General features: G+C 65.5%; 27 protein-coding genes, 2 tRNA genes and 1 other RNA gene. 14 read left to right on the top strand and 16 right to left on the bottom strand.

Annotated elements, in window-relative coordinates:
- Nucleotides 1-125: 125 nt before the first annotated feature.
- On the top strand, nucleotides 126-824 hold the full coding sequence (locus tag DFI_RS20955) for an XRE family transcriptional regulator (protein WP_043779463.1): 699 nt from the start codon (nucleotides 126-128) through the stop codon (nucleotides 822-824).
- Complete coding sequence (locus tag DFI_RS12835) at nucleotides 821-1,270, top strand: gamma-glutamylcyclotransferase family protein (RefSeq protein WP_027464088.1); 450 nt, start codon at nucleotides 821-823, stop codon at nucleotides 1,268-1,270. Before DFI_RS20955 ends, DFI_RS12835 begins: the two co-directional genes overlap by 4 nt.
- Before the next feature lie 58 nt (nucleotides 1,271-1,328).
- On the opposite strand, the gene rpsO is transcribed toward DFI_RS12835, so the two are convergent.
- The gene (rpsO, locus tag DFI_RS12830; RefSeq protein ID WP_022800921.1) at nucleotides 1,329-1,604 is read right to left on the bottom strand and encodes a 30S ribosomal protein S15; all 276 of its coding nucleotides are present in this window, start codon (nucleotides 1,602-1,604) and stop codon (nucleotides 1,329-1,331) included.
- A gap of 213 nt (nucleotides 1,605-1,817) precedes the next feature.
- Between rpsO and DFI_RS12825 the strand changes: the two genes are divergently transcribed.
- Nucleotides 1,818-1,900 (top strand) — tRNA-Leu (locus tag DFI_RS12825).
- Nucleotides 1,901-2,037: 137 nt separating this feature from the next.
- Here DFI_RS12825 and ffs read toward each other — a convergent pair.
- The 3 genes from ffs to DFI_RS12810 form a co-directional block, all read right to left on the bottom strand.
- An RNA gene (ffs, locus tag DFI_RS12820) (signal recognition particle sRNA small type) lies at nucleotides 2,038-2,136 on the bottom strand.
- A 55-nt stretch (nucleotides 2,137-2,191) separates the two neighbouring features.
- Nucleotides 2,192-2,389: a hypothetical protein gene (locus DFI_RS12815; RefSeq protein WP_022800922.1), complete on the bottom strand. Its 198-nt coding sequence runs from the start codon at nucleotides 2,387-2,389 to the stop codon at nucleotides 2,192-2,194.
- 72 nt (nucleotides 2,390-2,461) lie between these two features.
- Nucleotides 2,462-2,851 carry a hypothetical protein gene (locus tag DFI_RS12810; protein ID WP_022800923.1) on the bottom strand — a complete coding sequence of 130 codons (390 nt, stop codon included), beginning with the start codon at nucleotides 2,849-2,851 and terminating at the stop codon, nucleotides 2,462-2,464.
- Between the two features lie 31 nt (nucleotides 2,852-2,882).
- On the opposite strand from DFI_RS12810, the gene DFI_RS12805 reads away from it, so the two are divergent.
- Nucleotides 2,883-3,623, top strand: coding sequence for a carbonic anhydrase (locus tag DFI_RS12805; RefSeq protein ID WP_051138445.1), 741 nt, complete (start codon nucleotides 2,883-2,885; stop codon nucleotides 3,621-3,623).
- A 59-nt stretch (nucleotides 3,624-3,682) separates the two neighbouring features.
- Here DFI_RS12805 and DFI_RS12800 read toward each other — a convergent pair whose 3' ends face one another.
- Nucleotides 3,683-4,918 carry an aminopeptidase gene (locus DFI_RS12800; protein WP_022800925.1) on the bottom strand — a complete coding sequence of 412 codons (1,236 nt, stop codon included), beginning with the start codon at nucleotides 4,916-4,918 and terminating at the stop codon, nucleotides 3,683-3,685.
- A 74-nt stretch (nucleotides 4,919-4,992) separates the two neighbouring features.
- On the opposite strand from DFI_RS12800, the gene DFI_RS12795 reads away from it, so the two are divergent.
- A tRNA-Pro gene (locus tag DFI_RS12795) sits at nucleotides 4,993-5,069 on the top strand.
- A gap of 100 nt (nucleotides 5,070-5,169) precedes the next feature.
- Here the strand turns inward: DFI_RS12795 and DFI_RS12790 are convergent.
- The 5 genes from DFI_RS12790 to DFI_RS12770 all read right to left on the bottom strand — a co-directional run bounded on the left by DFI_RS12790 (nucleotide 5,170) and on the right by DFI_RS12770 (nucleotide 10,087).
- Nucleotides 5,170-6,378 carry a tyrosine-type recombinase/integrase gene (locus tag DFI_RS12790; RefSeq protein WP_027464090.1) on the bottom strand — a complete coding sequence of 403 codons (1,209 nt, stop codon included), beginning with the start codon at nucleotides 6,376-6,378 and terminating at the stop codon, nucleotides 5,170-5,172.
- Between the two features lie 85 nt (nucleotides 6,379-6,463).
- The gene (locus DFI_RS12785) at nucleotides 6,464-6,724 is read right to left on the bottom strand and encodes a hypothetical protein (RefSeq protein ID WP_027464091.1); all 261 of its coding nucleotides are present in this window, start codon (nucleotides 6,722-6,724) and stop codon (nucleotides 6,464-6,466) included.
- A gap of 208 nt (nucleotides 6,725-6,932) precedes the next feature.
- The gene (locus DFI_RS12780) at nucleotides 6,933-9,425 is read right to left on the bottom strand and encodes a bifunctional DNA primase/polymerase (RefSeq protein ID WP_051308258.1); all 2,493 of its coding nucleotides are present in this window, start codon (nucleotides 9,423-9,425) and stop codon (nucleotides 6,933-6,935) included.
- Nucleotides 9,422-9,730, bottom strand: coding sequence for a helix-turn-helix domain-containing protein (locus DFI_RS20775; RefSeq protein WP_043779471.1), 309 nt, complete (start codon nucleotides 9,728-9,730; stop codon nucleotides 9,422-9,424). The genes DFI_RS12780 and DFI_RS20775 overlap by 4 nt, the downstream gene beginning before the upstream one ends.
- Nucleotides 9,731-9,835: 105 nt before the next feature.
- Entirely contained in the window at nucleotides 9,836-10,087 is a 252-nt protein-coding gene (locus DFI_RS12770; protein ID WP_043779474.1) for a helix-turn-helix domain-containing protein, read from the bottom strand.
- Between the two features lie 669 nt (nucleotides 10,088-10,756).
- Between DFI_RS12770 and DFI_RS12765 the strand changes: the two genes are divergently transcribed.
- Nucleotides 10,757-11,473 carry a DUF5131 family protein gene (locus DFI_RS12765; RefSeq protein WP_043779476.1) on the top strand — a complete coding sequence of 239 codons (717 nt, stop codon included), beginning with the start codon at nucleotides 10,757-10,759 and terminating at the stop codon, nucleotides 11,471-11,473.
- A 1-nt stretch (nucleotide 11,474) separates the two neighbouring features.
- Here DFI_RS12765 and tcmP read toward each other — a convergent pair whose 3' ends face one another.
- On the bottom strand, nucleotides 11,475-12,305 hold the full coding sequence (gene tcmP / locus DFI_RS12760; RefSeq protein ID WP_027464093.1) for a three-Cys-motif partner protein TcmP: 831 nt from the start codon (nucleotides 12,303-12,305) through the stop codon (nucleotides 11,475-11,477).
- 370 nt (nucleotides 12,306-12,675) lie between these two features.
- Between tcmP and DFI_RS12755 the strand changes: the two genes are divergently transcribed.
- The 4 genes from DFI_RS12755 to DFI_RS20250 all read left to right on the top strand — a co-directional run bounded on the left by DFI_RS12755 (nucleotide 12,676) and on the right by DFI_RS20250 (nucleotide 15,561).
- On the top strand, nucleotides 12,676-12,969 hold the full coding sequence (locus tag DFI_RS12755; protein ID WP_043779479.1) for a cupin domain-containing protein: 294 nt from the start codon (nucleotides 12,676-12,678) through the stop codon (nucleotides 12,967-12,969).
- Nucleotides 12,970-13,079: 110 nt separating this feature from the next.
- Nucleotides 13,080-13,385: a hypothetical protein gene (locus tag DFI_RS12750; protein ID WP_027464094.1), complete on the top strand. Its 306-nt coding sequence runs from the start codon at nucleotides 13,080-13,082 to the stop codon at nucleotides 13,383-13,385.
- Nucleotides 13,386-14,001: 616 nt separating this feature from the next.
- Nucleotides 14,002-14,964 (top strand): IS4 family transposase, encoded by a 963-nt coding sequence (locus DFI_RS12745; protein ID WP_118375962.1) that lies wholly within the window; start codon nucleotides 14,002-14,004, stop codon nucleotides 14,962-14,964.
- Nucleotides 14,965-15,036: 72 nt separating this feature from the next.
- Nucleotides 15,037-15,561, top strand: coding sequence for a hypothetical protein (locus tag DFI_RS20250; RefSeq protein ID WP_027464336.1), 525 nt, complete (start codon nucleotides 15,037-15,039; stop codon nucleotides 15,559-15,561).
- 235 nt (nucleotides 15,562-15,796) lie between these two features.
- On the opposite strand, the gene DFI_RS12735 is transcribed toward DFI_RS20250, so the two are convergent.
- Complete coding sequence (locus DFI_RS12735; RefSeq protein WP_118375961.1) at nucleotides 15,797-16,759, bottom strand: IS4 family transposase; 963 nt, start codon at nucleotides 16,757-16,759, stop codon at nucleotides 15,797-15,799.
- Nucleotides 16,760-17,053: 294 nt separating this feature from the next.
- On the opposite strand from DFI_RS12735, the gene DFI_RS12730 reads away from it, so the two are divergent.
- The 4 genes from DFI_RS12730 (at nucleotide 17,054) to DFI_RS12715 (ending at nucleotide 22,308) form a co-directional block, all read left to right on the top strand.
- Nucleotides 17,054-17,467 (top strand): response regulator, encoded by a 414-nt coding sequence (locus tag DFI_RS12730; protein ID WP_162145434.1) that lies wholly within the window; start codon nucleotides 17,054-17,056, stop codon nucleotides 17,465-17,467.
- Between the two features lie 26 nt (nucleotides 17,468-17,493).
- Nucleotides 17,494-17,793 carry a hypothetical protein gene (locus DFI_RS12725; protein WP_027463834.1) on the top strand — a complete coding sequence of 100 codons (300 nt, stop codon included), beginning with the start codon at nucleotides 17,494-17,496 and terminating at the stop codon, nucleotides 17,791-17,793.
- Between the two features lie 710 nt (nucleotides 17,794-18,503).
- Nucleotides 18,504-21,203, top strand: coding sequence for a COG1361 family protein (locus DFI_RS12720; protein WP_027463833.1), 2,700 nt, complete (start codon nucleotides 18,504-18,506; stop codon nucleotides 21,201-21,203).
- Between the two features lie 460 nt (nucleotides 21,204-21,663).
- Complete coding sequence (locus DFI_RS12715; protein WP_027463832.1) at nucleotides 21,664-22,308, top strand: hypothetical protein; 645 nt, start codon at nucleotides 21,664-21,666, stop codon at nucleotides 22,306-22,308.
- A gap of 291 nt (nucleotides 22,309-22,599) precedes the next feature.
- Here DFI_RS12715 and DFI_RS12710 read toward each other — a convergent pair whose 3' ends face one another.
- From DFI_RS12710 to DFI_RS12695, 4 genes are read right to left on the bottom strand one after another with little or no spacing between them, the layout of a single operon-like run.
- Complete coding sequence (locus DFI_RS12710; protein WP_027463831.1) at nucleotides 22,600-23,265, bottom strand: prepilin-type N-terminal cleavage/methylation domain-containing protein; 666 nt, start codon at nucleotides 23,263-23,265, stop codon at nucleotides 22,600-22,602.
- The gene (locus DFI_RS20595; protein WP_027463830.1) at nucleotides 23,262-23,702 is read right to left on the bottom strand and encodes a PulJ/GspJ family protein; all 441 of its coding nucleotides are present in this window, start codon (nucleotides 23,700-23,702) and stop codon (nucleotides 23,262-23,264) included. The genes DFI_RS12710 and DFI_RS20595 overlap by 4 nt, the downstream gene beginning before the upstream one ends.
- A complete protein-coding gene (locus DFI_RS12700; RefSeq protein WP_043779087.1) occupies nucleotides 23,699-24,151 on the bottom strand; it encodes a prepilin-type N-terminal cleavage/methylation domain-containing protein in 453 nt (150 codons plus the stop codon). Before DFI_RS12700 ends, DFI_RS20595 begins: the two co-directional genes overlap by 4 nt.
- Nucleotides 24,148-25,653 (bottom strand): hypothetical protein, encoded by a 1,506-nt coding sequence (locus DFI_RS12695; protein WP_022800929.1) that lies wholly within the window; start codon nucleotides 25,651-25,653, stop codon nucleotides 24,148-24,150. The genes DFI_RS12700 and DFI_RS12695 overlap by 4 nt, the downstream gene beginning before the upstream one ends.
- Nucleotides 25,654-25,704: the final 51 nt, after the last annotated feature.

The following is a 25,704-nucleotide window of genomic DNA, read 5'->3' as shown; positions in this document are numbered from 1 at the left end:
AGGGTTGGAACGGGCGCCCTGAATCTGTTCAGGGCGTAACGACACGGCCAGTCTATATGTCCACAGGCATACCGTCAAGGCTGCGCATTCCAGTTGCTGCCCGGCTGCGCCCTTACACTCCCCTCATGACGCCCGCCGCCGACCCCGCCCCCCTGGCCGCCTGGCTGCGCGACACCCGCACCCGCCTCGGCCTCCAGCAGGCCGACCTCAGCCGCCTCACCGCCCAGGCCGGCGAGCAGACCCGCATCACCCAGCCCTACCTCAGCCGCCTCGAACGCGGCGAACGCGACCTCGCCGCCCTCACCCCCGCCCGCCAGGACGCCCTGCGCCGCGCCCTCCAGATCACCGCCAGCGAATGGATCGCCCGCACCGGCCTGCCCCTCCTGGCCCACACCCCCACCGAGGACGTCCTGGACACCCTGGAACTCGTCCGCGTGCCCGTCCGCGCCCTCGCCACCGCCGGCCTGCCCCTCGCCGAGGACGAGCACAGCATCATCGACCACGAACTCGTGCCCGTCCGCGACCACCGCCCCGGCATGCTGGTGCTGGAAGTGCAGGGCGACAGCATGACCACCGACGGCGGCGCCAGCGGCATCCGCCCCGGCGACCGCATCTACGTGGACCCCGGCGACCTCGACCTGCGCGAGGGCCGCGTGTACGTGCTGCACGTCCCCGGCCTGGGCCTGACCGTCAAACGCCTGCGGCGCTACGGCGAGCACCTGTGGCTCACCAGCGACAACCCCGACCACCCCCCCGTGAAACCCGAGGAGGCCACCACCGTCGGCCGCGTGTACTACCACCAGCCCCGGGGCCACCGCCTGTGAGCGCCCCGGCGCCCACCACCGTGTTCGTGTACGGCACCCTGATGCCCGGCGAACGCAACGCCCACGTCGCCCGTCAGGGCGGCCCGTTCACCGCGCAGCCCGCCACCCTGCCCGGGCACCGCCTGCTGCACCTGCACCCGGAAGGCTACCCGGCCGTGATTCCGGGCGCCCCCGCCGACACGGTGCGCGGCATGGCCCTCACCTACGCCCCCCACGCCTGGGCCGCTGCCCTGGTCTTCCTGGACGCCCTGGAAGGCGTGCGCGACACCCCGCCCCTGTACACCCGCGACCGGGTGACCCTGCACACCGGCACGGGGCCCCTGCCCGCCTGGGTGTACGTGTACGCCCGCGCCGACCGCCTCGCCCGGCCCGGCGCCACCCCCGTCCCCGGCGGCGACTGGCTGGCCGTTCCCGACCGGGCCCGGCCGCCCCACGGCGACCGCTAGCCGGACGCGGCACAAAAAAACCGCCGCCCCGAGGTGGGGCGGCGGCGGGAGGCGGGACTCAGCGGACGATGCGCTGGCCGCGGCGGATCTTCAGCTGATCCGTCAGGGCGATGTATTCGTCGTAGTTCTTGCGCTCCAGGTACTTCAGCAGGCGGCGGCGCTGGCCGTTGAGCAGCTGCAGGCCGCGCTGGCCGGCCTTGTCCTTCTTGTTGGCGGTCAGGTGCACGCTCAGGTTGTTGATGCGCTCGGTCAGCAGGGCGATCTGCACGGAGGTGCTGCCGGTGTCGTTGGCGCTCTTGGCGTGGGTCTGGATGGTCTTCTGTTTGTCGATCATGATTGAACCTCTTGTCCTCGAAAGTCCCGCGCGCAGCAGCCGGGGCAAAATCCACCAGAACACCTGAGCGATCCTGCGGGCCCCACCGCTCGCGGCGGCAAACGCCAGGATACCACGCCCCGCCCCCACCACAACCCCGGCCCACCACGCGGCTGTCTTGACACCCCCGCCTCGCCCCCGTACTATTGCTTTCGCCTCTCAGACACCCAGGCTGCTCGGGTGGCGGAATTGGTAGACGCGCACGTTTGAGGGGCGTGTGGGAGACCGTGTGGGTTCAAGTCCCATCCCGAGCACCAGACAGGCGCCAGCAACCGCAAGGAAGCTGGCGCCTTCTCTATTACGGCACCAGGGAAGATCGGTCTGAGGCGGCTCCTATTGTTCACAGTCGGCCGCTCCACTTGCAGCGGTCACGCCGGAGAACAGGCATAAAAAAGCATTGCCGGTGAGCAACGGCACCCGCGAAGCATCCCTTATGGCTGCTGCCTTCCGGCCCTGACCAGGTTCGAGCGTCCGCGCTGCGTTGCGCCAGCAATGCGCCAGGGAGTGTACCACACGCCCGCCAGGAAGGGCAGCGGCCCCGGGAAGTCTCAGCGGGTCAGGCGTTCCAGCACCGACTGGTTCGCCCGCGCCCGGGCGTGCCGGACCTCGCGCTCGCCCAGCAGGTGACCGGCGGGCGTGATCAGCTCGCCCGCCGGGCGGAAGGTGGGCGCCGCGCCCGGCAGCGGCCCGCCCGTCAGGCCGGCACGGTCAACGGAAAAAGGAAGGGGGAGAAGAAGTTCCGTCATGCCTCAGGGTGGCGCGCGAGTGTCACCGGACGGTCCGCGCCCGGTCACGCGCCGGTCAGCCCGCGGCGGGGGTCAGATCGTCTTGGGTTGCAGCACCAGGGCCTGCACCTCCCGCACCACCGCGAGGTCCTTCAGGCGCTCGCCGTCCAGGTCGCCGGCCTTGGCGAGCGCCTCGGCCTTCTTCCGGTCGATGCTGGCGACCTCCAGCGCGGCCGCGTCCCCGAACGTCTCCCGGAAGCGCTCCAGGGGGTACTCGACCCGGCGGCTCGTCTTCAGCGTGGCGCGGTACAGCTCCGTCTCCGCGTGCTCGCCGGCCAGCAGCGCGGCCTTGATCAGGCCGGCCAGCTCGTCACGCTCGACCTCCAGGCCCTGCAACGTGTCGCGGATGGTCGCGTAGCGTTCCAGCAGGTCACTCAGCGTGGGGGTCTCCCCGGGCTCCGCGGAACCGGTCGCGTCAGTCATGGGTTCAGGATAGGGCGCCCTTGCCCGTAGGATGGAGGGCGTGAGCGACACCCCTGCCCCTGGCAAACTGGACACCGACGAACTCAGGCGCCGCGTGCTGGAAGCCGTGCGGCGCGGCGCGAGCATGGAGGAGATGGCGAACCTCCGCGAGTCCCGCGTCGGCAACGCGGACGACGCCATCCAGGCCCTCCGCGACGGCAACGCCCGCTTCTTCACCGGCGAGGGCGGCCGCGCCGACGTGGGCGTGAACGAACGCCGCGCGCTGATCATGCAGCAGACCCCCTTCGCGGCCGTGCTGGCCTGCAGCGACAGCCGCGTCCCGGTGGAACTCGTGTTCGACGTGGGCCTCGGCGACCTGTTCGTGGTCCGCAACGCCGGGAACGTCGTCGGCGCGAGCGGCCTGGGCACCCTGGAGTACGCCACCGAACACCTCGACATCCACCTGATCGTCGTGATGGGCCACGAGGGCTGCGGCGCGGTCGCCGCGGCCCTGATGCCCGAAACGGCCATCGAGAAGGAGCCCGCCAACCTGCGGGAACTGATCCGCCGCATCCAGCCCAGCGTGCAGGACCTCCCGAAGATCCGCGACAAGAAGGCCCGCATGCGGGAGGCCGTGCTGAACAACGTGCGCTACCAGGTGCACCAGCTGCGGCAGGAACCGGTCATCCAGGCGGCCGAGGCGCGCGGGCAGATCAAGGTGATCGGCGCGTTCTACGAGATCGGCAGCGGCGCCGTGGACTTCCTGATCGACGAGGACGACCTCAGACCATAAGCGGAACAGCAGGGGGCAGGCGGCTCATACTGACCGCCTGCCCCCTGTGTACCGAACGCTCAGATCACGAACTCGCCGCCGCGCATCACCGGCTCGCGGTTGCCGTCCTTCGTGATGCCGTCCACGTCGATCTGATCGCTGCCGATCATCCAGTCCACGTGCGTCAGGCTGTCGTTCCCGCCGGCCTGCGCGAACTGCTCGTCGGTCATGTCCACGCCGCCCGCCACGTTGAAGCGGTACGCCCGCCCGATGGCGATATGAGAAGCCGCGTTCTCGTCGTACAGGGTGTTGTAGAAGAACAGCCCGGAGCGGCTGATGGGGCTGCTGTGCGGCACCAGCGCCACCTCGCCCAGGCGGTGGCTGCCCTCGTCCGTGGAGATCATCTCCTTGAGCGCCGCCTCGCCCTGCCGGGCGCTGGCATCCACAATCCGCCCGTCCCTGAACTCGATGCGGATGCCGTCGATCAGCACCCCGCTGTACGACAGAGGCTTGGTGCTCACGACCACGCCGTCCACCCGCTCGCGGTGCGGGGCCGTCCACACTTCCTCGGTGGGGATGTTCGCGGTGAACGTGATCCCGCCCGTCGTGTCGGCCGCGCCGCCGCCCCACAGGTGGTTGTCTGCCAGGCCCACGGTCAGGTCCGTCTCGCCCCCACGGAAGTGCAGGGCCGCGTACTGCTTGGCGTTCAGCGCCTCGCGGCGTCCCTTCAGGTGCGCGAGGTGCTCCTCCCAGGCCGCCACGGGGTCCGGCAGGTCCGCGCGGGTCGCGGCGAAGATCGCGTCCCACTGCTTCTCCACGGCCTCCTCGGCGCTGGCGTCCGGGAACATCAGGGCTGCCCAGTCCGCCACGGGCGCGCTGATCAGGTTCCAGTTCAGGCGGTTGGTCATCACCTGCGCCGAGTACGGCTGCCGGTACGTCGCCCACGCCTTCTGGTACGTGCTGACGCGCTTGGCGTCCACGTTCGCCAGCAGGTTCGGGTTCGTCGCGCGGATCGCAATCACCGCGCCGCCCGCGTCGGCCGTCTCCGTCTCCGCGTCCACGCGCCACCGGCTGATCGTGTCGAAGGTGCCGTCCGGCGCCAGCTCGAAGCGGGCCAGCTGAACGTCGTCGTCGTCCCAGCGGACATCCACGAAGCTCGCGCCGGCCGCGTACGCCTCGCGCACCACCAGCCGGGCCAGTTTCGCCGTTTCCACCGGGGCCTGCACCAGCACCCGCTGCCCCGGCTTGACCCCCAGGCCCACCCGGACGGCCAGACGGGCGTAGTTCCTCAGCTTCTCATCGAAAGAAAGCGCCATGACCGGCAGCATATACCCGTCCCGGCACCCTTGACGGAATGAGAAACGACACTTATAGTCTTGGGGCTGGCCGTCGAGGCGTAGCGCAGCCTGGTAGCGCACTACCTTGGGGTGGTAGGGGTCGTGAGTTCAAATCTCGCCGCCTCGACCAGCAGAAAAGTCCCTCCTAGAGGGGCTTTTTTCTTTTTACCCCAGACGGTCTACAGGCGCTTTTTTGCCCTCCGTGTGCAATACGTGTGCAATAGGGAATTTCAGGCCTGTGCGTGTGCAACAACGTTGGCGCGGTGTTGCCGCAGGTCGAAGGTGTGCGTCCGCTTCTCGTCTTCCAGGACGTCGCGGTAGGCATCCAGGGTGATGGAAGGGTTGGCGTGGCCGGCAATCGCGGACACGACCTCCAGGGGCTGCCCGGCCCGCAGCCGGTTGGTGATGTTCGTGTAACGGCCGGTGTGGGACCCGAAGGACCGCACGCCCGCTTCCTTGCTTAGCCGGCGCAAGGTCCGGTTGACATTGTGGGGGTCCAGAAGGCTTCCCAGGGCGGTCGTGAAGACCAGGCCAGAGTCCTCCCAGGCAGAGCCGGCCTGTTTCCGCTCCCCCAACTGTCTGGCTCGCCAGCCCTGCAAGACATCCAATAGGTCCGCTCCGAAGTAGACCGTGCGGCGTGAGTTGGCCGTCTTCAGCGCACCGATGATCGGGGTGTTCCCCAGCAGTTTCACCTGCTGCTCCACACGAATGCTCTGCACCCGGAAGTCCACGTCCGTCCAGCGCAGCCCCAGCGCCTCGCCACGACGCAGGCCCAGAGCGAACAGGGCGTAGATCAGCGGGTACAGCCGGTCCCCCTCAGCGACCGTCAGGAACCGTTCCAACTCCTGGTCCGTGAGCGCCTTGGGCCTCTTCTCCAGCCTCTCCGTGGCCGTGGCGCGAACGCGCAGCCCTTCGGCTGGATTCACCACGATCAACTCCTGATCGACTGCCTCCCGGAATGCCGAGCGCAGATGCTGGAAGACCTTGGAACGCGTCGCGGCCTTCAGCCCCCGGGCAGCCAGGTCGGCCGACAGGTTCTGTAAGTGCGTGCGCTTGATCTCCTGCACCTTCATACGGGTCAACTCCTCAGGGATGTACAGCCGGACATAGAGCTCGTACTGGTAGAACGTCGTTTCTGCCACTTCAGGCTGCCGGCCCTTGAGCCACACCTTCAGCCACTCCCCCAGGGTCACCTGCGAGGGGACGCTGAGGAGGCCCCTCTCCAAGTCCTGCTGCGCCCTGCGGAGCGCTTTCAGTGCCAGAGTCTTGTTGGGCTCGATGCCTCCGATGCGGCGGGGCCGGCCGTTCGGGAGCACCCCGATGGTGAGCAGCCAGCGGTGGCTGGGTCCGCCCTTGTAGGCGTACACGCTGCCCTGTCCATTGCCGCGTTCCTTCGTCTTCCGTGCCTTCTTCTGAGGCGTGGTGGCCTTGTTCGTCAAGTGAATCGTTTCCTTCCTGAGCGACCTCCTGCCCAGATGATAGGGGAGCCTTTTGGCTCCCCTCTTTGCTCGTCCTCTCCTCCTGTCAGGCCGACATGTGGCGCTGCTGCCAGATGCCATAGGCCTCCCACAAGTCGCGCAGCCGACGCGTCGTGTACCGGCCCGTGGAGTAGCCGGCAGCCTGTTTCAGCACCCAGCGACCCAGGTCGGTGACGCGGTACTCGGCCAGCTGCGCCGGGAAAGCGAGTTCACCCTGTTGGGCAGCTTCCACGAGCGGGCGGAGCAGTTTGGGGAGCTGGGCGGGTTTGTGGGCAGCGTGGAACGAACGAGTGCGCAGGTAGAACATTGTTGGGCTCCTTTGGAGTGCCGCAGTGACTAGGTCCGTTCTGGACATTCATCATGTTCACTGCGGCGAAATTTTGGCTTTGGGAGATCTTTTTCTCCCCTGACAGACATGCACTTCTCAGTGAAGGTCGGTGTACGTCCTCAGGTGGCGGGATGGCGCTCAGCCACGTCCAGATCAGGAAATTCCTCATGGTGTATGTCGTGAACGTCTAAACCTGGACTTTCTGCAAGCGGTAGTGCATCCCGCCCTTGCGCCTGCCCATGTACGTGGTGGCATACCCGGTCTTGGAGAGAGGAGGAGCCAGGCGGCGGAGCCGCTCCCCGAGAGCACGGGGATTCCGGGGCCAGTCAACAGCCGGCCGGCTGTAGCCCGCCATCAGGCCTTCCTGCTCGTTCAGCAGGTTCAAGAGCAGGTTGATCGGGCCTTCCCAGTGCCTGCGCTCATCCAGGAAGGTCCGCAAGGCCTGGGCCAGGTCGTCGCCCTCCAGGATCACGCGGGCCGCTTCTTCCTGCATGTCGGCGTACACCTGCAGGAAGTCTCCCGGTTCCCAGGGCAGCGCCGGCTCGGCCGCCACGATGAGCCTGGCGAAATCGGCCAGACGGGGCGGACGCTCCAGGTGCGTCTGCTCCAGATTCTGAAGGCCCACCGCCAGCGCCGTGAGCAGGGCGCCAAGGAGTTGCGGGTGAAGGTCGGTGAACCGCTCTTCCAAGGCCTGCTCGGTAAGCCGCTGGCTGGCATCGATGCGCTGCAACTCCACCAGCAGCGTCCGCTCGGCCAGGTCTGCCCTCGTCAGCAGGTCGGCAATCCCGTTGAGAATCGCCGGGCGCATCGCCTGCAACACGGTCTCTTCGTCGTTGGTGTGGAGCGTTCGGGTGGCGAACGCCCCACCCGTGGAGAGAGCACACAGGCTGTCGCTCAGATCCGCCGAGATACTCGACAGGTTGTCGAAGCTGAGCACGTGCGAGCTGCGGGCCGCAATGAACAGGTCCTGTTCCTTCCGAGGGGCCCGTCGTCGATTGGCTGTGGACGGATCAATCAGTCGCTGCAACGTGCTGGCCGCCGTACTTTTTCCGACCCCCTGCTCACCCTTGAACGCCAGATGGGGGTACGGGCCACGGGCCGACAGGGCACCCAACAAGAACGCCGTGCAGAGGATCAGGCCTTTGCGGTCCGTGTTCAGCAACTCGGAAAGCTGGCCCAGGCTGCCGCCGCGCTCCGGCAGGGGCAGGGCCTTCATTTGCGGCGACCTGGTGAACCGCACCGGGCAATCCGCCGCAGGCACAAGGTGCCAGTCTCCATCCTCGACCGCGACGATCAGCCAGTCCTCGCGGCCCAGGTCCAGGTAACTCTTGCCTTGCCAGTGCTTCACCCGTTGGCCCGTGGGATACACCTGTCCGGAGCGGCGGGCACGAGCGGACAGCGCATCGATCACTTCCGAGAGGGCAGGGCCGCCCAGCATGCGCTCCTCAGAGTCGAAGAACAGATCCCCCACGTAGTCCTTGGCCCCACGACTGCTTAGGCGATGGTGCTCCAGGCAGCCCTTGCCGGGCACCGTGATGTACGCCTGACCCGCGTCGTCCCGCCACGGTTCCCCTTTGTCGAGGACCAACTGAAGTGCACGGGTCCCCTTACTGATGCGCGGCTCGCTGTGGTTCCCCGCAGGGCGACCTTCATGGGACGCTTCCCCGGGTTTATTGGACTTCTTCATAAAGGGCAAGCCCAGTTCCTGCGCGGCGGCCTTCACGGCCTGGTGCAGGTTCCCGCCGTGTTCCAGGATGGTGAAGACGCTGAAGGCGTCGTGACCGTGCTCGGTGCACAGCGGGTCGGCCTGATGGTGGGAATACACCCTCAGGGGCCGGCTATCAGGCAGCAGGTGGACGCCAGCCGAGCCAGTCGTGCTGTCCGGGAACACCCAGCTGTGATTTCCGCTGCGCGTGTAGCCGTTACGTTCCAGAACTTCGCCCGGGGTGTGGTGGGTATTGAACAACTCAATGACACTCTCGTTCCCCAGCTCTTCGTGGGACTCGGTCGGCGTGCGGCTGACGTGCGCTTGCGGGGCAACATCAGTCTGACCCAGGGCAGCCAGCATAAGGGGCAGCGCGGCCTCCCAGTTCAGCCACAGGTCCAACAGCTCCCCGGAAAGGACAGGAATGTCGTCGCGGCTCCGGGGCGGGCCATTGACCCACACATACGGTTCCTTCGTTATGGGGTGAATGGACGGGGGCAACAGGTCCTGCATCTGACCCGTCCGCAGTTCGCACACCGTCACTTTCTTGCCGGTCTTGGGGCACGTGATGACCAGTTTGTGGGAGCGCAGAGTCACGCCTTCGGGGATGAGGAACAGAGGCTTCTCGCCTTTCTGGCCCCGAATGCGGTACGGGCTCTGCGCCTTGAGTTTGTCCCAATCACGCCCGAATTCGGCGAACAATTTCCGCATGTATTCCTCGTTATCCACGTCGAACGTGGCCGTGCCACTGGCCGCATGAACGAGGCCAATGTTGTCGTTCGTGCGCTCGAAGTGGGCCTGGGTGGACTGGGGATCGCGCAGGGCGTTCTCCGGGCTGTTCCAGTTGGGCAGGTAGGCGCGCTTGCCCTGGGTGGGGGTCACCCCAAAACCCAACACGCTCGTGTAGTGATAGGCATGCTCGCCCAGGGTCCGCGGGGCCGCACGGAGCGCGGCCGTGATCGTGTCGGCGTTCACCGGGCGCCCCCGTGATTCAGGAACTCCAGCACGGCGTCCCGGGGAACCAGCCACTTGCGCCCGGCGCGGATGGCGCGCAGGTTCCCGGAATTCAGCAGCGCGTTGATGGTGTTCTTGGACAGCTGCAGCAGGGGCTCCAGGTCCTGCGGCGTGTACACCAGCTGGGTCAGCAGGGCGCTCATGTTGACCGGGGTGGGGAGTTGGGGGGGTTGCTTCGCCTGGGTCTGCGTGACCGCATAGGCGTGGCCGTGATCCACGGTGTGCAGGAGAGTCGAGTTGGACGGAATATGGAGTTCGCTGTTCATATCAGAGGCCTCGTTTGGGGTGTGAGCGCCCTGCACCCTGGGGTCAGGGCGCTCGGTTCGGTGGGTTCTCCGGCGTGGGCTGATGCCTGCAGCCGGGGCTCAGGGTTACTGGGTCGGGTTGGCCCAGCGTTCCAGGGCTTGCCTGGGGATCCGCACCTGCTTGCCGACGTTCACGGTGGGCAGTTCACCCGTGCGGCACATCTCGTACACGCGGTTCAGGCCGAGTTGCAGGAGCTTGGCCGTCTGGGGGACCGTCAGGAGCAGGGGAGTGGTAGGCTCGGGGTCAGGGCTGTTTTTGGGCAGCGGCGGGGTGTCCGGCGAGCCCGGGGGGGCTTGCCTGGTGCGGGTCTTGCACATACGTCTCCTTGGGGTGTGGGTCATGACACCTGAAACCGCAGTCGTGACGTTCTGGGAAGAATCACGGCTGCCGGTTAGGCGTGGACGTAACGTAATACGGATGAGAAGTACTATGCAAGTGTTTCTTGCGCTGAGCGCGATAATGCTCTTAATGTATATATACAGATATTAGAGCTTGGAGGAGTTTTCTAATATTTATCTAATTTACTTTTTGCGTGTTGAAGCTTGTATTCCGTAATTCCTTAGATTTGCATATGAGAGAAAAAATCACATATCTGTGCACAATCCGAACTGAGAATTTCCGCGCCAAGCGATGGCATTGCCCCTAGGGTTGATAACCCTATGGATTGCCCCCGAGCGTTGGAAATCAATGGATTTCATTGCCCCATTGCCCCCTTACGCTTCGTTGGCTTCAGATGAGTGGGCAAATTTTGCCTTTCAATCTTCAGACAGGCAATTGAGCTTTCGTGTTGTCAATCCCAATGTGGCACTCGCCGTATTCCTCAGTCGCGTCGGGAATTAGTAACGTCGGCCAGATTTGGCAGCCCTAGGAGAAGGTCTTGCTGCCAGTGACATACCCCGCGGTAAGTGCAATAAGAGGAACGCAAGTGTCGCGTTTGTATCAGGCTCGATGCGTTACGCTGTACGCCGAACGGGAGGGGGTGAATCATGGCGAGTACCAAAACAGGCATCGAGTGGACGGACAAGACGTGGAATCCCACGACCGGCTGCACGAAGGTGAGCCCCGGCTGCAAGCACTGCTACGCCCTGGAAATCACGAAACGTTTCCCCGCGCACTTCCCGAACGGCTTCGAATTCACGCTCCATCCCGAGCGGCTCGACCAGCCGCGGCGCTGGCGTAAACCCAGCCGCGTGTTCGTGAACAGCATGAGCGACCTCTTTCACGAGGCCATGCCGCTGACATACCTGCAGCAGGTGTTCGAGGTCATGGCCGCCTGCCCACAGCACGTCTTCCAGGTGCTGACCAAACGCGGGGAACGCCTGGCCGAGCTGGCACCCCTACTACCCTGGCCGGAGAACATCTGGGTAGGCGTCAGCGTCGAAACGCAGAAATACGTGCACCGCGTCGACCAGCTGCGCACGGTTCAGGCAGCCGTGCGGTTCCTGTCCTGCGAGCCGCTGCTCGGGCCGTTGGACCTGAACCTCGACGGGATCCACTGGGTGATCACCGGGGGGGAGTCCGGCCGCGGGCACCGGCCCATTGAGGAGGACTGGGTGCGCAGCATCCGTGACCAGTGCCTCGCGGCGGACGTGGCGTTCTTCCACAAGCAATGGGGCGGCATCCGCACGAAGTCCAAAGGGCGCCTGCTCGACGGCGTGGAGTGGAGCCAGATGCCGCGCGAGTTACCTAGCGCAGCAGACTGACCTAGAACAACGTCGGCTGGGTACCCTTTCGGGCCTTGATGAGCTTTTCGATCTGCGATGTGGCGATTTTAATCGCCACATCGTTTTTTGCGGCAAACACCAGGCCATGCATAGCGACATTTTTGCTGTTTGAGGCGATAAGGAACTTGTCAACGTGCGTGAATCCTAAGCCCCGGAGGCCCTCGAGATAAAGAGTCAGGTAGTCCTCGAATGCCTGCTGACCTGAACGGCCTGGGATGCGGTCCCGCTCGGCAATCTCTCGCCAACGCTCGTGTCCGTAAAACGACGTGATCCGCTCGTGCATGTCTGGTCGGTCAGGACTTGCGCCTCTTACCGCTCCGCTCGCCGAGATCAGGATGAACAAGTCGGCGCGCTGCCGCTGCCCGATCTTCTCGACAGTCCTCCACTCCAGCTCCATGCCTTCTGGGTCCAAGAAGAAAAAGGTGGGGTGCCCGTCACGAATAGAGTGAAGGATGCGATCAATTTCCGAATTGATATCTCCGTGACAGAGATCTACGCGCGGACGCAGCTGATCAAAGTCAGGATGCGCAAGTTCCTGCTCCAGAAGCTTGACGTTTTTCGACTTCCACTCGACGAGGAAATAGCGCTTGAAGGCTGGAGTAATGCTAAGTGCGACTAGGGGCGACCCGAGACGCGATTCCTCACCGAAATCATTGCGGCCGGACCCGGCGAACCCGTCCACGTAATAGGTGTTCGCGTGGCCCTCGTTTTCCCTCCACCACTGCTTACAGACCCGCTGGAATGCAGGAAGGTATTTCTCCAGAAAGTCAAGCTTGCTGGCCGTCCACACGTGACCTCGCCGGTGCGTCATATTGCCTCCGTCACGCAATTACAGCATGGTCGTTTCATACATGCGTACGAATTTGCGCCTGTTGCGGGCATGCTTTTGCCAGTTGAGGGCATGTGCTGACGTTCACCTTGATTGCTACCTGGACGGCCATTTAGGCGTAAGGCATTTGAGGCACTTGTGAATTCCAGAGCCCCATCGGGCTGCGGCTCGGTCCCCCTTAGGATAGGCCGGTCAGCTCACTGGGGCGGGGTCTGAGGCTTGCTCTGTTGGTTGCGGTTCCTCGGCTGCAGCAGGCAGCACTCTGGCATGCTTGAGCTTCACGCGTTTGAAGAGACCTACCTGACTCGAACATACCGAGGCCGGTCCGAATAACACCCCAAATGGAGATTCCATGTCGACTGAACTTCGTCCCGCCGCACCAGAAGTCCTCGCGAAGACCGAAGGAGGGCGGGCGCTGCTGTTTCACTACCGCACCGGTGAGGGCCTCCCGCCGCACACGCACGCGGGTCAGGCGGTGATCGTCGCGGTCCTGCGCGGCCGCCTGAGACTGACGGTGGAGGGGAATGACACGGACCTGGCGGCCGGAGAGGTGATGCATACCCGCGGTCAGGGGCACTTCTCCAGCCTCGCGCTCGAGGACGACACCAAGGTCCTGGTCACCCTGCTCACTCTCTCCACGACCTGAGTGTCATGCCACTGGCGCATGCCCTGCCTGGCCCCGCACCTTCAAGTTTTCAGGAGAAATCGTGTGGGTTTCGTAGAGGACGGGGTCGCTGCCTGGGGGTACCGTGAGCCATGGAAGCTCTGCAGCACACGAGAGACGTCGTGCCGCTCGACCGGGACTGGCGCCGCTGCATCCACCCGGATCCCACCCGCTACCTCAAGCAGTTAAGTTCGAGGGGGTACGCCCCCGAGGTGGTGGTGAGCAGCTGGCTGCCCGAACCCCGGGTGTCCGTGGTGTACCGGGCCCGTGACGGCAGGGTGGCGTCAGTCTGCAACGAGAACTGCGCCTACCCGCCGACGGAGGAGCAGCTTTCGGCCCTGTTCTGGCAGGCGACTGACGAACTGTGCCGCGTGCTCGGTGCGCCGCTGAGTGAGTGAGGCCAGGTCTCCCGCCGGCTGCGACTGAGAAAGGCCGACGAGGAAATGACTGCCGGCGCTTGGGTCCCGCCATCCGGCTGGCCGGCTGATGGGGCCGCAAACGCAGAAGAGTGCGGGCGAACGGTGGATCAAGAAGCCTTCGTGGGGGTCGCACTGAGAGACTCCTCGGTGATGGCAGGCACCGAAATGGTTCGACGACGGGGTCGTGGACGGTGCAGGTGCCCCTGGACGGCCATCCGGGAAGGGGTCAGGTCAAAGCCCCACGGTTGAGGTGGGGCAGGCCCGGCCGCCTTCACCTGGGCGGCGCTGTGTTGTGGGTTGCGGTGAGCGTACCGGTTCTGCGTGAACGCCGGGTGCGGGCTCGACTGCCCCCGATTGGGTGCGTTTTTGGGAATTGACCTCTGTACCGGACATCTTCAAGTTGAGGCTGTGCTGGACGGGGAATTCCTGAACGTGTGATCGGTCGCGAAGCGGCACGACAAACGGCGGTGTTTTGGGTGTGACCAGCCCAAAACCCGAAGGTCTCCAGCGTACTGAACTCACCCGCCACTTCAAAGCCTGCGTGCCATTCCTGCGCCACGACACGCTGCAGCGTGTCGTGGACATCGTCCTGGCGATGGTCACCGCAAGGAGCGTGAATCAGAGTGACCTGTGCGCCCACCTTCCCGGGGCAAGCTCCATCGACGCGAAGCGACGCCGGGTGGAACGAGGGTGCCGGGATCCCCAGCTCACCGAGCCCGTCTTTCTGGCCTTTCTGCTGGCCCTGCTGCCCCCTGGGAAACTGCTGCTCAGCATGGACCGCACCACCTGGGAGCGCGGGAATTCACCGCTGAACCTCCTGGTGCTGGGCGTCGTACTGCACGGGTACACGGTGCCGCTCGTCTGGACCGCCCTGGATCACGACGGCAACAGCGGCACGGTCCGGCGCATCCAGTTGGTCTCCAGGCTGCTGAAGGCCCTTCCAGCGGCACGCTGGAAGGGCCTGGTCGCTGACCGGGAGTTCATCGGCGGAGAGTGGTTCAGGTTTCTGAGGCGCAAGGGCATCAAACGGGCCATCCGCATCCGAAAGAACGCTGTGGTCGACGAGCTGCGCGTGGACGCGTGGTTCGGTGATCTGAAGGTTGGGGAAGTCCGGTGCCTGGCTGAAAAAGCGTACGTCTACGGGGAGGTGATGCAGGTCGTGGCCACCAGGTCCCCTGCGGGGGACCTGGTGGCTATTGCCACGGATTTCAGCGTGTGGGACACCTGCGTGCTGTACCGGGCTCGCTGGTCGGTGGAGTGCACGTTCGCGAGCCTCAAGGTCCGCGGGTTCGATGTGGAGCGGACCGGCATCACCCGCCCGGACCGGCTGGAACGTCTGTTCGGGCTGGTCGTCCTGGCCTGGATCAGCTGCCTCCGGGTGGGCGTGTGGCTCCAGGCGCAGGTTCCGGTCAAGGTGAAGGCCCATGGCCGGGCGGCCATGAGCCTGGTGCGATACGGCGCGGAGCAGCTGTGCAATGCGCTGCGGTGGGAGTTGTCCCACTTACCCACTCTGATCAGACTGCTGAGCACGCCGTTTCACGCGCCAGGCGCGGCTTGAAGCCAAGATGTCCGGTACAGAGGTGCTGGCTCTGTGTCCAGAACACTCACGCTTCAGTGCCAGACTCCCCACATGCACGGCAGACAACTGGGTGCGCTAATCGGCGCTATTGGTGGCCTCGCCTTCGTGTTGGTCAATGCAGGGCAGTTGCCGGGTGCGGTCTCCTGGCTTGTCCGTCTCCTCGGCCTGCTGGCTTTTCTCTTCACCTTAAGGCAGTTGCCACACTGGCGTGCCGGCACACAGTCCCGTCCAGCTGCGCGGGCATGGCGGCTGTATCAGGTCAGTGTGCTGCTCATGCTGCTGGCCCTTCCACTGGGCGCGCGGGGCCTGACCGCTGCCGGCTGGCCGGATCTGATCATCCTGTGGGTGATCGCTGTGGTCGGCGCGCATTTCTACCCATTCGCTGGAGCGTTTCATGCGCCCGTCTTTCGACGGCTCGCTGGCGCACTGGTCGCGGTGGCGCTCCTGGGAGCCGTGGGGTGGGCCCTGCACTGGCCTCTCGCACCGGCAGTGGCGGCCGTCGTTGCTGGTTTCGTCCTCTTGGCGTTCAGCGCCGGGTGGCCAATCAGCGCCCGGACAGGAGGTCCGGAGAGGTGATGTTCGTGCTTCTGCAAGCGAGCGTAGGGCAGCGAGAAGCGTGCTGGTCAAGTTGACCATTTCGCCTCTCCGTGTGGCACGCACTCCGGGGGCAACCAAGACGCGACCCGGCTTCGGGATGATCACTGGCGGTGGTTTGTGACACCGGCGGCGAACGAGTGACAGTGGCGACATGCTGTCGTGCAGACGTGGCCACACGTTTGGGAGTGGCTCCTCTGTACCGGACATCTTGCCTTCAAGCCGCGCCTAGCACGTGAAATGGCGTGCTCAGCAGCCTGATCAGTGCGGGTAACTCGAGGAGATTCCACCGCAGGGCATGGCACAGCCGCTCCGCGCCGTACCGCACGAGGCTCATGGCCGCCCGGCCATGGGCCTTCACCTTGACCGGAACCTGCGCCTGGAGCCACACGCCCACCCGGAGGCAGCTGATCCAGGCCAGGACGACCAGCCCGAACAGACGTTCCAGCCGGTCCGGGCGGGTGATGCCGGTCCGCTCCACATCGAACCCGCGGACCTTGAGGCTCGCGAACGTGCACTCCACCGACCAGCGAGCCCGGTACAGCACGCAGGTGTCCCACACGCTGAAATCCGTGGCAATAGCCACCAGGTCCCCCGCAGGGGACCTGGTGGCCACGACCTGCATCACCTCCCCGTAGACGTACGCTTTTTCAGCCAGGCACCGGACTTCCCCAACCTTCAGATCACCGAACCACGCGTCCACGCGCAGCTCGTCGACCACAGCGTTCTTTCGGATGCGGATGGCCCGTTTGATGCCCTTGCGCCTCAGAAACCTGAACCACTCTCCGCCGATGAACTCCCGGTCAGCGACCAGGCCCTTCCAGCGTGCCGCTGGAAGGGCCTTCAGCAGCCTGGAGACCAACTGGATGCGCCGGACCGTGCCGCTGTTGCCGTCGTGATCCAGGGCGGTCCAGACGAGCGGCACCGTGTACCCGTGCAGTACGACGCCCAGCACCAGGAGGTTCAGCGGTGAATTCCCGCGCTCCCAGGTGGTGCGGTCCATGCTGAGCAGCAGTTTCCCAGGGGGCAGCAGGGCCAGCAGAAAGGCCAGAAAGACGGGCTCGGTGAGCTGGGGATCCCGGCACCCTCGTTCCACCCGGCGTCGCTTCGCGTCGATGGAGCTTGCCCCGGGAAGGTGGGCGCACAGGTCACTCTGATTCACGCTCCTTGCGGTGACCATCGCCAGGACGATGTCCACGACACGCTGCAGCGTGTCGTGGCGCAGGAATGGCACGCAGGCTTTGAAGTGGCGGGTGAGTTCAGTACGCTGGAGACCTTCGGGTTTTGGGCTGGTCACACCCAAAACACCGCCGTTTGTCGTGCCGCTTCGCGACCGATCACACGTTCAGGAATTCCCCGTCCAGCACAGCCTCAACTTGAAGATGTCCGGTACAGAGGGAATTGACGATTTGATCGTACGCGGGGATACAGAAGAGGCTAAGGTTGCAGGGTGCCGGGCCTCTCTCTTTCTTTCGTGGACGACAACGAGGCCGACCACCTCCTCCTTCAGGACGCGCTGGACGAGCTGGATCTCTCGACCCGGTGTCGTCACTTCCTGGATGCGGATGAGTTCCTGGCCGCCCTGAACCGCGGTGAGGTCGCGCCGGACGCCGTGATCACCGACCTGAACATGCCCGGCCGGGACGGCTTCGCCCTGATTCGCGCCTTGCACGCCTGCCCTGCGTGGCGACACCTGCCGGTCCTGGTGTTCACCACTTCCCCCGCGGAGCAGGACCGGGAGCAGGCCGCGGCCCTCGGGGTCGAGGGGTATTTCGTCAAGCCCAATTCCTACCGCGCCCTGGTGGAGGAGTTGAGTGTGATGATCGGTCTCCTTCAGCACCGGGCCATCGGCGGTCCTACGTCTGGCCCTCAGCCGTCCGGCCAGTGACTGGCTCAACGGCAGACCTGGCGCCCATGGCGTGGCTGCTGGGGGTCATGCTCCTGCTGAGTGCGGCCGGCCTGCTGCTCCGTTCGGCCTGGCGGGAGCGTCGGCCCTGTGAGCAGCCCTGTATCGTGCCCGCAGTCCTGGCCGGGCTGCTGTGGGGCGTGGGCGAGGTCCTGATCTGGTTGATGGTCGCGCTCGCCCAGGCCGCCGGGGAACGCGAGGTGGCCCTGTGGAGCAGCGCTCAGAGAGCCCGTGGGGAACCTGCAGACTCCTTGACGCCCTCCCCGGTGGCGGCAGAGTTGCGGGACAGCCCAGCTCGTGCGGCATAGAGTGGCGCGTATGAAACGGGACTGGCTGCACCTGACGTATCAGTGCCTGATGGCTCTCGTTGTTCTGGGGCTCGTCGTCCTCGCTGCCGACGCCTTGTACTGACCTGTTTTCAGTGCGCTACCTGTTCTCTTGAATGGTCTTCACTTCGTCCTGAGACCAGGTGATGACCGGAGTGACCGACAGTGCAGCTGAAATCTCCTTGAATTGTTAAGCGGCCTCTGAAGGAAAGTCGCGCATTTCCTGCACCGCCTCACGACACAATAATCCCCCCGAATGGGGGTATTTTCCTTTTCGTGTTCCCCCGTTGACTGCCCCCATTTTCATGTCAGTGAGTAAATCGTGAGCCAATATGCCTCACATTCCTGACCAGATAGACGTTTCATTAAAAGTATCTCATCATGAAGTTAAATTCACCATAAAGCCATGTCGAGGTTGAATCCGGTGAAAATTCTTTCATTTATCAATCAGATACGACTCGAAATTAGGCTGCTTCTCATTGTCAAGTTCACCGGATTTGCATTTCTGATTGTCATTTAGAAATGAAGCGTCACTAAACATGAGAAACGCTTGCGTGAGATTTCTGGTAGCGCTACAAGGTGCTTAGTCCATCGGAGACCCGCACTCACCTCGTCCACCAGTCGCGACACGGATCGCGTCCTGGCCGCTGGCTGCTGCAGGACCCCGAAGGTTCATTTCCCGGAGGTAAGACATGAACCACCACATGAAACTCGGCATCCTGGCCCTCACCGGCGTCCTCCTCCTGGCCTCCTGCGGCGGCGGCAGCGCCCCCACCCCACCCCCCACGTCCTCCACGGTCGGCAGCGTCGGCATCCAGAACCCCAACGGCTACACCGTCGTCGTCAAGGACGCCAACGGCAACGTCATCCCCAGCAGCAGCTACAACAACCTCACGCCCGGCAACTACACCGTCACCTACAGCCGCGACGGGTACGTCAGCCAGACCGTGTCCTTCTCCGTCGCCGCCGGCCAGACCGTCTCCCTGGTCGCGCCCACCCTCCAGGCCATTCCCGCCGGCAGCGGCGCGTTCTACTACGACGCCAACGGCCAGGCCGTGTTCATCACCCGTGACGACCTGGACAACGCCGGCAGCCGCTTCGTCTTCTACTCCTGGATGGAGAACGAAGCCGGCGGCATCGATCCCACCCTCACGGGCGGCATCACCGACCCCGGCATGCCCACTGCGGCGGAGATGAATGAAGTCGCGCCGCTCAACCGGCAGAACGTCGTCGGCGGGTACGTGGGCTACAAGGCCGCGGACGGCAACGTCTACCCGATCGTGGGCGCCAACGTCCGCTGGGACATCCTGGAAGAAACCGGTAGCGTGCGCTTCTCCGCGGCCGATGACGGTGGGCAGCCCTCCGGCGCCCCCATCACCCCCCAGGACATCAACGACAACGCCCTGAGCGCCAACACCTACACCAACAGCGCCGGCGGGAACAACGTCCGCTTCCCCAGCAGCGCCGACTACCCGCTGTACAACATGACCGGCGTGAACACCCCGGACACGGACGGCTTCACCTGGACCGCCCTGAACCACGACCCCGCCGTCACCACGCAGGCCACCGCCCGCATCCGCGCCGTGGCGTACGTGAACGGTACGGAAGTCACCAAGCGCTTCCTGGACAAGACCTTCGCCCCCAGCGCGAACCTGGTCATCACCAAGGCGCCCGAAAGCCAGACGGCCGGTCTGAACGAGGCCCGCAACTTCACCATCACCGTGACGAACACCGGTCAGGGCCCCGCCACCGGCATCGCCCTGAACGACGTGCTGCGCTCCGGGGACGCCGCCGCGTACGGCATCACCGCGCCGGCCGGCACCACCGCGAACGCCACCGACGGCTTCGACGCCACCTTCGACCTGGCCCCTGGTGAAAGCCGCGCCTTCACCTTCCCGGCGCAGGCCAGCGCGGTCGGCGTCTACTGTGACGTCGCCACCATCGTCAGCTACACCAACGGCGCCTTCGGCACCGTCACGCCGAACGGCCTGCAGGACGAGGCCTGCCTCACCGTCACCGCGCCCAACCTGAACATCGTCAAGAGCCTCGTGGACGCCAACGGCAACCCGATCGCCGACAACATCACCGTCGCCCCGAACACCCCGGTGTACGCCCGCATCACCGTCACCAACAACGGCAACGCGGATGCCACCAACGTGGTCGTGACCGACGCGCTCGCCAACAACACCGTGGCCGCCAACTACGCCATCCAGGGCGCCGTGGCCGCTGCCCCGCAGGCCGTGGGCGTCACCGCTGCCGGCGACGACGGCTTCACCACTGCGCCCTTCACGCTGGCCGCCGGTGCCACCCAGACCTTCACGTTCGCCGCGGCCGGCTCTGCCGACGGCACGTACTGCGACCAGGGCACCATGACTGCCACCAGCAACAACGGCACCACCATCGGTCCGGTCGCCTCGCAGATTCCCTGCTTCAAGGTCGCGTCCCCGCAGCTGGCCATCACCAAGGTGAACTCGCAGATTGCGGGCCAGCCAGCCACGAACGTCCTGACGCCCGGCAGCAGCTACGCCAGTACCATCACGGTCACGAACACCGGCTCCGCCACCGCCACTGCGGTCGCCGTGCGCGACCTGCTCGGCAACCTGAACGGCGTGTACATGAACTACGGCAGCGGCAGCTACACCGTCAGCGGCACCGCCCAGACCGGCAGCGTCACCTTCGACGCCGCCACCCGCACCGTCAGCACCGTCCCCGCCACCCTCGACCTGGCGCCCGGGCAGACCCTGACGCTGAACCTCACGAGCACCGTCGCCCCCGGCACGCCCCGCGGCGAGTACTGCGACACCGGCTCCTACAGCAGCACCAACGGTGGCAGCGGCCAGGCCGTCGCGTGTGTCACCGTCACGTCCTTCATCTCCGAGCAGACCCAGCTCACCGACACCGTCGACCCGATCCGCCAGGGCGACACGACCGGCACCATCGTCGCCAGCGCCGCGAGCGTGGAACCCTCCAGCAACGAGGGCGCCATCAACAACGTGCTGATCTACGGTTTCGGCACACTCGACCCGATCCAGCAGACTCCCGGCGTGTTCAACTTCTCCGGCACCCAGGTCTACTACGATCCGACTCCCGTGCGTGACCCGCAGACGGGCGCCATAACCAGCGACTACACGAACGCCACCAGTGTCCTGCTGACTGCCGGGAACCAGTACACCCCGAGCGCCGAAGCTGGTACGGGCCAGCAGACCCTGACCTTCGCGCCGTCCTTCCGCGTCGCCCCCGGCGGTGTGATCTGGGTGCGCACGATCGTCACCGCGCCCGCCGGCACGGCCGCCCGCCAGTACTTCGAAACCATGCGCTGGAACAACACCGCCGAAAGCAGCGGCACGGCCCAGACGAACTACAAGACGGAATCCACCACCGTCATCCCCTGAGCCTCAAGTTCACCAGAGAGGAAGGTCCGCAAGGGCCTTCCTCTTCTGCCGCGGGAAGCGGGTTCATCCGTTTCACCACTTGTCACCTGGGCTGGGGCGTGCGGCCCATATTCATCCAGGTGAATGGCAGTATGTCGAGCATCTGTGTCCCCTGTCAGGCGCTTACTTCCACTCCCCGGCCAGTGAAGCCGACGCGGCGGAGTTCGCGCAGACGAGCTGGGAAGAGGGCTTCGCGGCCCACGTGGCGTCCATGCTGGAGAACAGCTGCGTGTGGGTGATCGCGGGCCGTGAGGACACGGCCCGCATCGAGGCGTACCAGACTGGAGGTCCGGCAGTCAGAGGCGCAGAAGGCCTGAAGGTCCGGGGCGACCAGGCGCGCTTGCACTCGCAGTGGCCTGACCTGAACCTTTCTCCCTCTTTTGCCGGATGCCCTGCCCCGGTTCCCTCTCTACGCTGGGGCATGTCCCGCATCCTGCTGGCTTCCCTGATGTCCACCCTGGTGACAGCGCAGGCCCAGACGGGCTTCAAACCTCCCATCGTGAGCGTGTACTTCCACGACTGGAACATGGTTCGCGTGCAGGGCCCCCAGGGCACAGACAGTTATGACTACGCACTCGCCGGCATGATCACCCGCCCGGCCAGTCCCCAGAAGCCGCAGAAGACCCTGCAATGGTGCTGGCAGGCCCTCAAGTTTTACGGCTGCCAGTTGCAGGTCGTGAACAAGGACGTCGCGCCCGTGTTCCTGTTCAACAGTGACGTGAGGGAGATGGCGTACACCCCAGATGGCCGCTGGCTGCTGGGCATGGGGAACAACACCCTGAGAATCTGGAACGCCGATGAGGTGACCGGCATTCCGAAAACGAAGGTGCTGGGGACGCTGGGCGTGCAGCAGATAGAAGTGTCCCGGCGGCACGTGTGCATCACGGGCCGGGACCGGTTGAACGTGATCTACACGGTGCTCCGCTGGCCGGAATTGAGTGTGGTCAGGCAGCAGAAGGTGCCGGAGTTCCGGGATGCGAGCCGGACGACGCGGCAGGGGAACACGACGACCACCCAGTTGCGGTTCGAGCGGGTGAACACCTTTACCCCACCCAGCTGCTCGTAAATCAGGCCGGGCGAGCGCTAGGGCCGGAACAGACGACGATAGTCGGCGTGTGCAATGCGTGTGCAATAGAAGTGGGAAACGGTGGGATCACGAAAGCTCAGGTGATGAAATGACGGCAAAAAATGCCCATTTAGTGGGCATTTCTGGGAGGTCGCTAGATTAAGTGGGAGTGTGGTGGTCAACTTGGGGTGGTAGGGGTCGTGAGTTCAAATCTCGCCGCCTCGACCAGCAACAGAAACTCCCTCCACGTGAGGGAGTTTCTTCTTGTTACGGCGGGCAGCGAACCCTGGGTCAGTAGCGGCGGGAGTAGTACGTGCCGGACGCCAGGGGGGTCGTGAAGGTCCGCGCGCCGATCTGCCGCTGGCCCTGCAGGGCCACGCTGACGTTGGACGCCGTCTGCGTGAAGGTCAGGGTGCCCACGTGGTCCACGACCGGGCGCAGGCTGCCGTAGCTGGGGGTGCCGGTCAGGGTGTCGGCGCAGCCCACGTACTGCAGCAGCACGTTCCGGGCCGCGTTGTTGGCGTCCTCGGGCAGCCTGACCCATGCGTTCATTGACGCGGCGGTCAGTGTGCTGCGCGCGACGCTGAAGTACGACCGGTACTCATACCCGCTGGTGCTGGCGCACGGCGAACCGCTGGCGGGCCGCAGCACGTACAGGTCCAGGCGGCTGGCGCCCGTCTGCGCCGGCGGGGTCACGGCGATGCCGCCCAGGGCCAGCGGCGTGGCTGCCCCCGTGACGACCAGTTTGTCCGCGCGGCGGATGTCGTCGGCGATCAGGCCCAGCGCCCGCTGGATCTGCCCGGTCTGGGAGGCGACGCGGGTCTGCTCGGTCACGGACTGGGAGGTCGTGGTGAAAAACGAGATGATCAGCGTGCCGATCACGCCCAGGATCGCCATCACGACCAGCAGCTCGATCAGCGTGAATCCCTGCGCGGGAGAAGTGGCGGCTCTCGTCATGGGCGGGCCATCTCCAGGGCGGCGCGGGTGGTGGCGGTGCCCATGGCCGTGGGGGTGTACTGCACGGTCATGCGGATCAGGTCGGCGGTGGGGTTGCTGTACGCGTACGCGCCCCCCTGCGTGAAGGTGGCGGTGCCGGTGCAGGTGTCCGCGGTGGGGGAGGCGGTGCACAGGGACACCGTCCAGGTGTGCCCGGCCAGCGTGGCGGGCGCGTCGGCGGCGGTGAGGACGCCGTAGTTCGCCACGCTCTGGAATTTCTGCGCGGTGCGTTCCAGGGCGTCCTGCAGGGCCTGTCCGGCGGTGACCCGCTGGGCCGAGGCGGCGTTGAGGCGCATGTGGGAGATCAGCAGGCCGATCAGGAGCACGCTGACGGAGAACACCGCCATCGCGACGAGCACCTCGATCAGGGTGAAACCGGCGTTGGAGGGTCTGTTCATGGTCGGACCACCAGGGCCGCGGGGCCCAGAATGCGCAGGGAGCGGGTCTTGGAGCGGCTGGTCAGGGTGATGGACAGGTCGTCGGGGAAGCTGCTGCCGGGCGTGATCAGCGTGAAGGTGGTGCTGCCGGCGGCGCAGGGGCTCAGGCGGCAGGTCATGGTCCAGCTGTCCACCGGCAGCGTGGCGTTCAGGACGGTGGTGGTGCCGCCGCGGGTGACCTGCACGGTCCGGGCGGTGGTGTTCAGGGTGACGGTCACGGGCTGACTGGTGCGGCGGGCCTCGGCGACGCCGCGCGAGATGGCCTGTTCCAGCGTGGCGGTGCCCTCGTCCAGGTTCGCCTGGGCGCGGTAACTCAGGTAACTGATCAGGCCGATGCCGGCCAGAATGGCGATGATGGCGACCACGATCAGGGTTTCCAGCAGCGTGAACCCGTGGGTGGCGCCCCTCATCGGCTGTGCTCCTGCCAGCTGTTCGGCAGCCGGGTCACGGCGTAGTGGCTGAGCTGCAGGGCGACGTCCGTGTTGATCCGGGCGACGACGTCGCGGTTGTAACAGATCTTGGCGGCCTTCGTGTTGTTGCCGTTGCTGCCGGGCAGGGCCGGGCAGACCGACGAGCCGTTGCCGGTGACGGTGCTCAGGTCGTTGTTGCTGGGGTCGGTCTCGATGCCGGTCTCGGACACCACGCTGCCCACGTACGTGCCGTTGCCGGCCAGCGTGACCTTGTCGTTGGAGATGATGTAGATCAGGCCGTAGAACACGCCGTTGTTCACCTTCACCTGTACCTGGCTGCTGGATTCGGAGGCGTCCACGATCAGGACCTTCGGGCTGGTGGGGCTGCCCATGCAGTCCTGCGGGACGTCCAGGTCCGTGACCTTGAGCCACATCACGCTGCGGGTGGTGCACGCCGCGCCGGAGAACTGCCCGGCCTGCGTGCCGATTCCCGTGAAGTAACTGCCCTGCTCCTGCATGCGGCCGGAGAACTCGGTCTTCGGCACGCCGAAGATCAGCTGGAACAGCGCGCTGGGCGGGAAGCTGTAGGTGCTGCACCCGTACACGGCCGGGTCGCAGACGGTGCCGGTGTTGTTGCTGTTGGTGGTGAGCGTGGACCCGGTCGGGGCGGCCATGGCGCCGGTGTTGGCGTTGCTGAGCGTGACCGGGCCGGCCAGCAGGGCCGTGTTCATGGGCTGCGTGACGGTGGTGGTGGTGGGGTTCTCGTTCATCGCGGCCAGGGACACGTTCCAGCGCGTGGGGTCGCCGGCCACGGGCGTGACCTTCTGCACCGTGTAGTAGTTCCCGGCGGCGTCTTTCAGGGACTGCCCCGCGACGGGCGGCGGGTTGCTGGTGGTCTGCACGTTGTAGGTGTTCAGCCCCCCGGCCTTCACCTGGCAGGGGCTGACGCCTGCGGGGACCGTGCCGGTCAGCGCGCAGGTGAAGACGTGGGAGCCGGCCGGGACCTTCTCCCCGGCGACGGGCGCGGCCCCGGCGTCCTTGATATTCCCGGTGGCGATCAGGGCGGTGGGGGGGAACGCGCCGGCGCTTCCGCCGATCAGGGTGACCTTCACGTCCTGCGAGATGACCCGCGTGGCGGCGGTGGTGGTGCCGGAGGCGAGCAGGCGCAGCACGGCGTCGTTTCCGGCGACGCTGACGGTGGTGATGGCGACGTTGAAGCTCCCGGCGCCGGTGTTGCCGAGGTGGCTGGCGGGCGTGCTGAGGCCGGTGGCGGCCGCCTCGGCGGTGCTGGGCGCCAGGGTCTTGGCGCGGTTGGTGAGCTGCCGGGTGACGCGTTCGAGTCCGGACTGGGCGGCGTAGAAGGACTGGGTGCGCTGCCCTTCGTCGCTGACGGTGCGGACGCTGCTCAGGCTCACCATCTGGAGGCTGAAGATCAGCAGGCCCAGAATGACGACAGCCGAGAGCGCCAGGATCAGAGCGTAGCCATCTGGATTTTTCCGCATGAGAACAGTGTGGGTGATTTTTGTAAAAAATGTCACACCATTACGGGGGTA

The sequence above is a fragment of the Deinococcus ficus genome, from assembly GCF_003444775.1.
GTDB classification, from domain to species: domain Bacteria; phylum Deinococcota; class Deinococci; order Deinococcales; family Deinococcaceae; genus Deinococcus; species Deinococcus ficus.
Note: the sequence above shows the minus strand (reverse complement) of the source record. Positions and strands in the feature narration are given on the sequence as shown.

Bases quoted from the DNA above. Each gene is read 5' to 3' on its own strand.
- DFI_RS20955 (WP_043779463.1), top strand. From the start codon at position 126: ATGACGCCCGCCGCCGACCCCGCCCCCCTGGCCGCCTGGCTGCGCGAC.
- rpsO (WP_022800921.1), bottom strand. From the start codon at position 1,604: ATGATCGACAAACAGAAGACCATCCAGACCCACGCCAAGAGCGCCAAC.
- DFI_RS12815 (WP_022800922.1), bottom strand. From the start codon at position 2,389: ATGACGGAACTTCTTCTCCCCCTTCCTTTTTCCGTTGACCGTGCCGGC.
- DFI_RS12810 (WP_022800923.1), bottom strand. From the start codon at position 2,851: ATGACTGACGCGACCGGTTCCGCGGAGCCCGGGGAGACCCCCACGCTG.
- DFI_RS12805 (WP_051138445.1), top strand. From the start codon at position 2,883: ATGGAGGGCGTGAGCGACACCCCTGCCCCTGGCAAACTGGACACCGAC.
- DFI_RS12800 (WP_022800925.1), bottom strand. From the start codon at position 4,918: ATGGCGCTTTCTTTCGATGAGAAGCTGAGGAACTACGCCCGTCTGGCC.
- DFI_RS12785 (WP_027464091.1), bottom strand. From the start codon at position 6,724: ATGTTCTACCTGCGCACTCGTTCGTTCCACGCTGCCCACAAACCCGCC.
- DFI_RS20775 (WP_043779471.1), bottom strand. From the start codon at position 9,730: ATGAACAGCGAACTCCATATTCCGTCCAACTCGACTCTCCTGCACACC.
- DFI_RS12770 (WP_043779474.1), bottom strand. From the start codon at position 10,087: ATGTGCAAGACCCGCACCAGGCAAGCCCCCCCGGGCTCGCCGGACACC.
- DFI_RS12765 (WP_043779476.1), top strand. From the start codon at position 10,757: ATGGCGAGTACCAAAACAGGCATCGAGTGGACGGACAAGACGTGGAAT.
- tcmP (WP_027464093.1), bottom strand. From the start codon at position 12,305: ATGACGCACCGGCGAGGTCACGTGTGGACGGCCAGCAAGCTTGACTTT.
- DFI_RS12755 (WP_043779479.1), top strand. From the start codon at position 12,676: ATGTCGACTGAACTTCGTCCCGCCGCACCAGAAGTCCTCGCGAAGACC.
- DFI_RS12750 (WP_027464094.1), top strand. From the start codon at position 13,080: ATGGAAGCTCTGCAGCACACGAGAGACGTCGTGCCGCTCGACCGGGAC.
- DFI_RS12745 (WP_118375962.1), top strand. From the start codon at position 14,002: ATGGTCACCGCAAGGAGCGTGAATCAGAGTGACCTGTGCGCCCACCTT.
- DFI_RS20250 (WP_027464336.1), top strand. From the start codon at position 15,037: ATGCACGGCAGACAACTGGGTGCGCTAATCGGCGCTATTGGTGGCCTC.
- DFI_RS12735 (WP_118375961.1), bottom strand. From the start codon at position 16,759: ATGGTCACCGCAAGGAGCGTGAATCAGAGTGACCTGTGCGCCCACCTT.
- DFI_RS12725 (WP_027463834.1), top strand. From the start codon at position 17,494: ATGGCGTGGCTGCTGGGGGTCATGCTCCTGCTGAGTGCGGCCGGCCTG.
- DFI_RS12720 (WP_027463833.1), top strand. From the start codon at position 18,504: ATGAACCACCACATGAAACTCGGCATCCTGGCCCTCACCGGCGTCCTC.
- DFI_RS12715 (WP_027463832.1), top strand. From the start codon at position 21,664: ATGTCCCGCATCCTGCTGGCTTCCCTGATGTCCACCCTGGTGACAGCG.
- DFI_RS12710 (WP_027463831.1), bottom strand. From the start codon at position 23,265: ATGACGAGAGCCGCCACTTCTCCCGCGCAGGGATTCACGCTGATCGAG.
- DFI_RS20595 (WP_027463830.1), bottom strand. From the start codon at position 23,702: ATGAACAGACCCTCCAACGCCGGTTTCACCCTGATCGAGGTGCTCGTC.
- DFI_RS12700 (WP_043779087.1), bottom strand. From the start codon at position 24,151: ATGAGGGGCGCCACCCACGGGTTCACGCTGCTGGAAACCCTGATCGTG.
- DFI_RS12695 (WP_022800929.1), bottom strand. From the start codon at position 25,653: ATGCGGAAAAATCCAGATGGCTACGCTCTGATCCTGGCGCTCTCGGCT.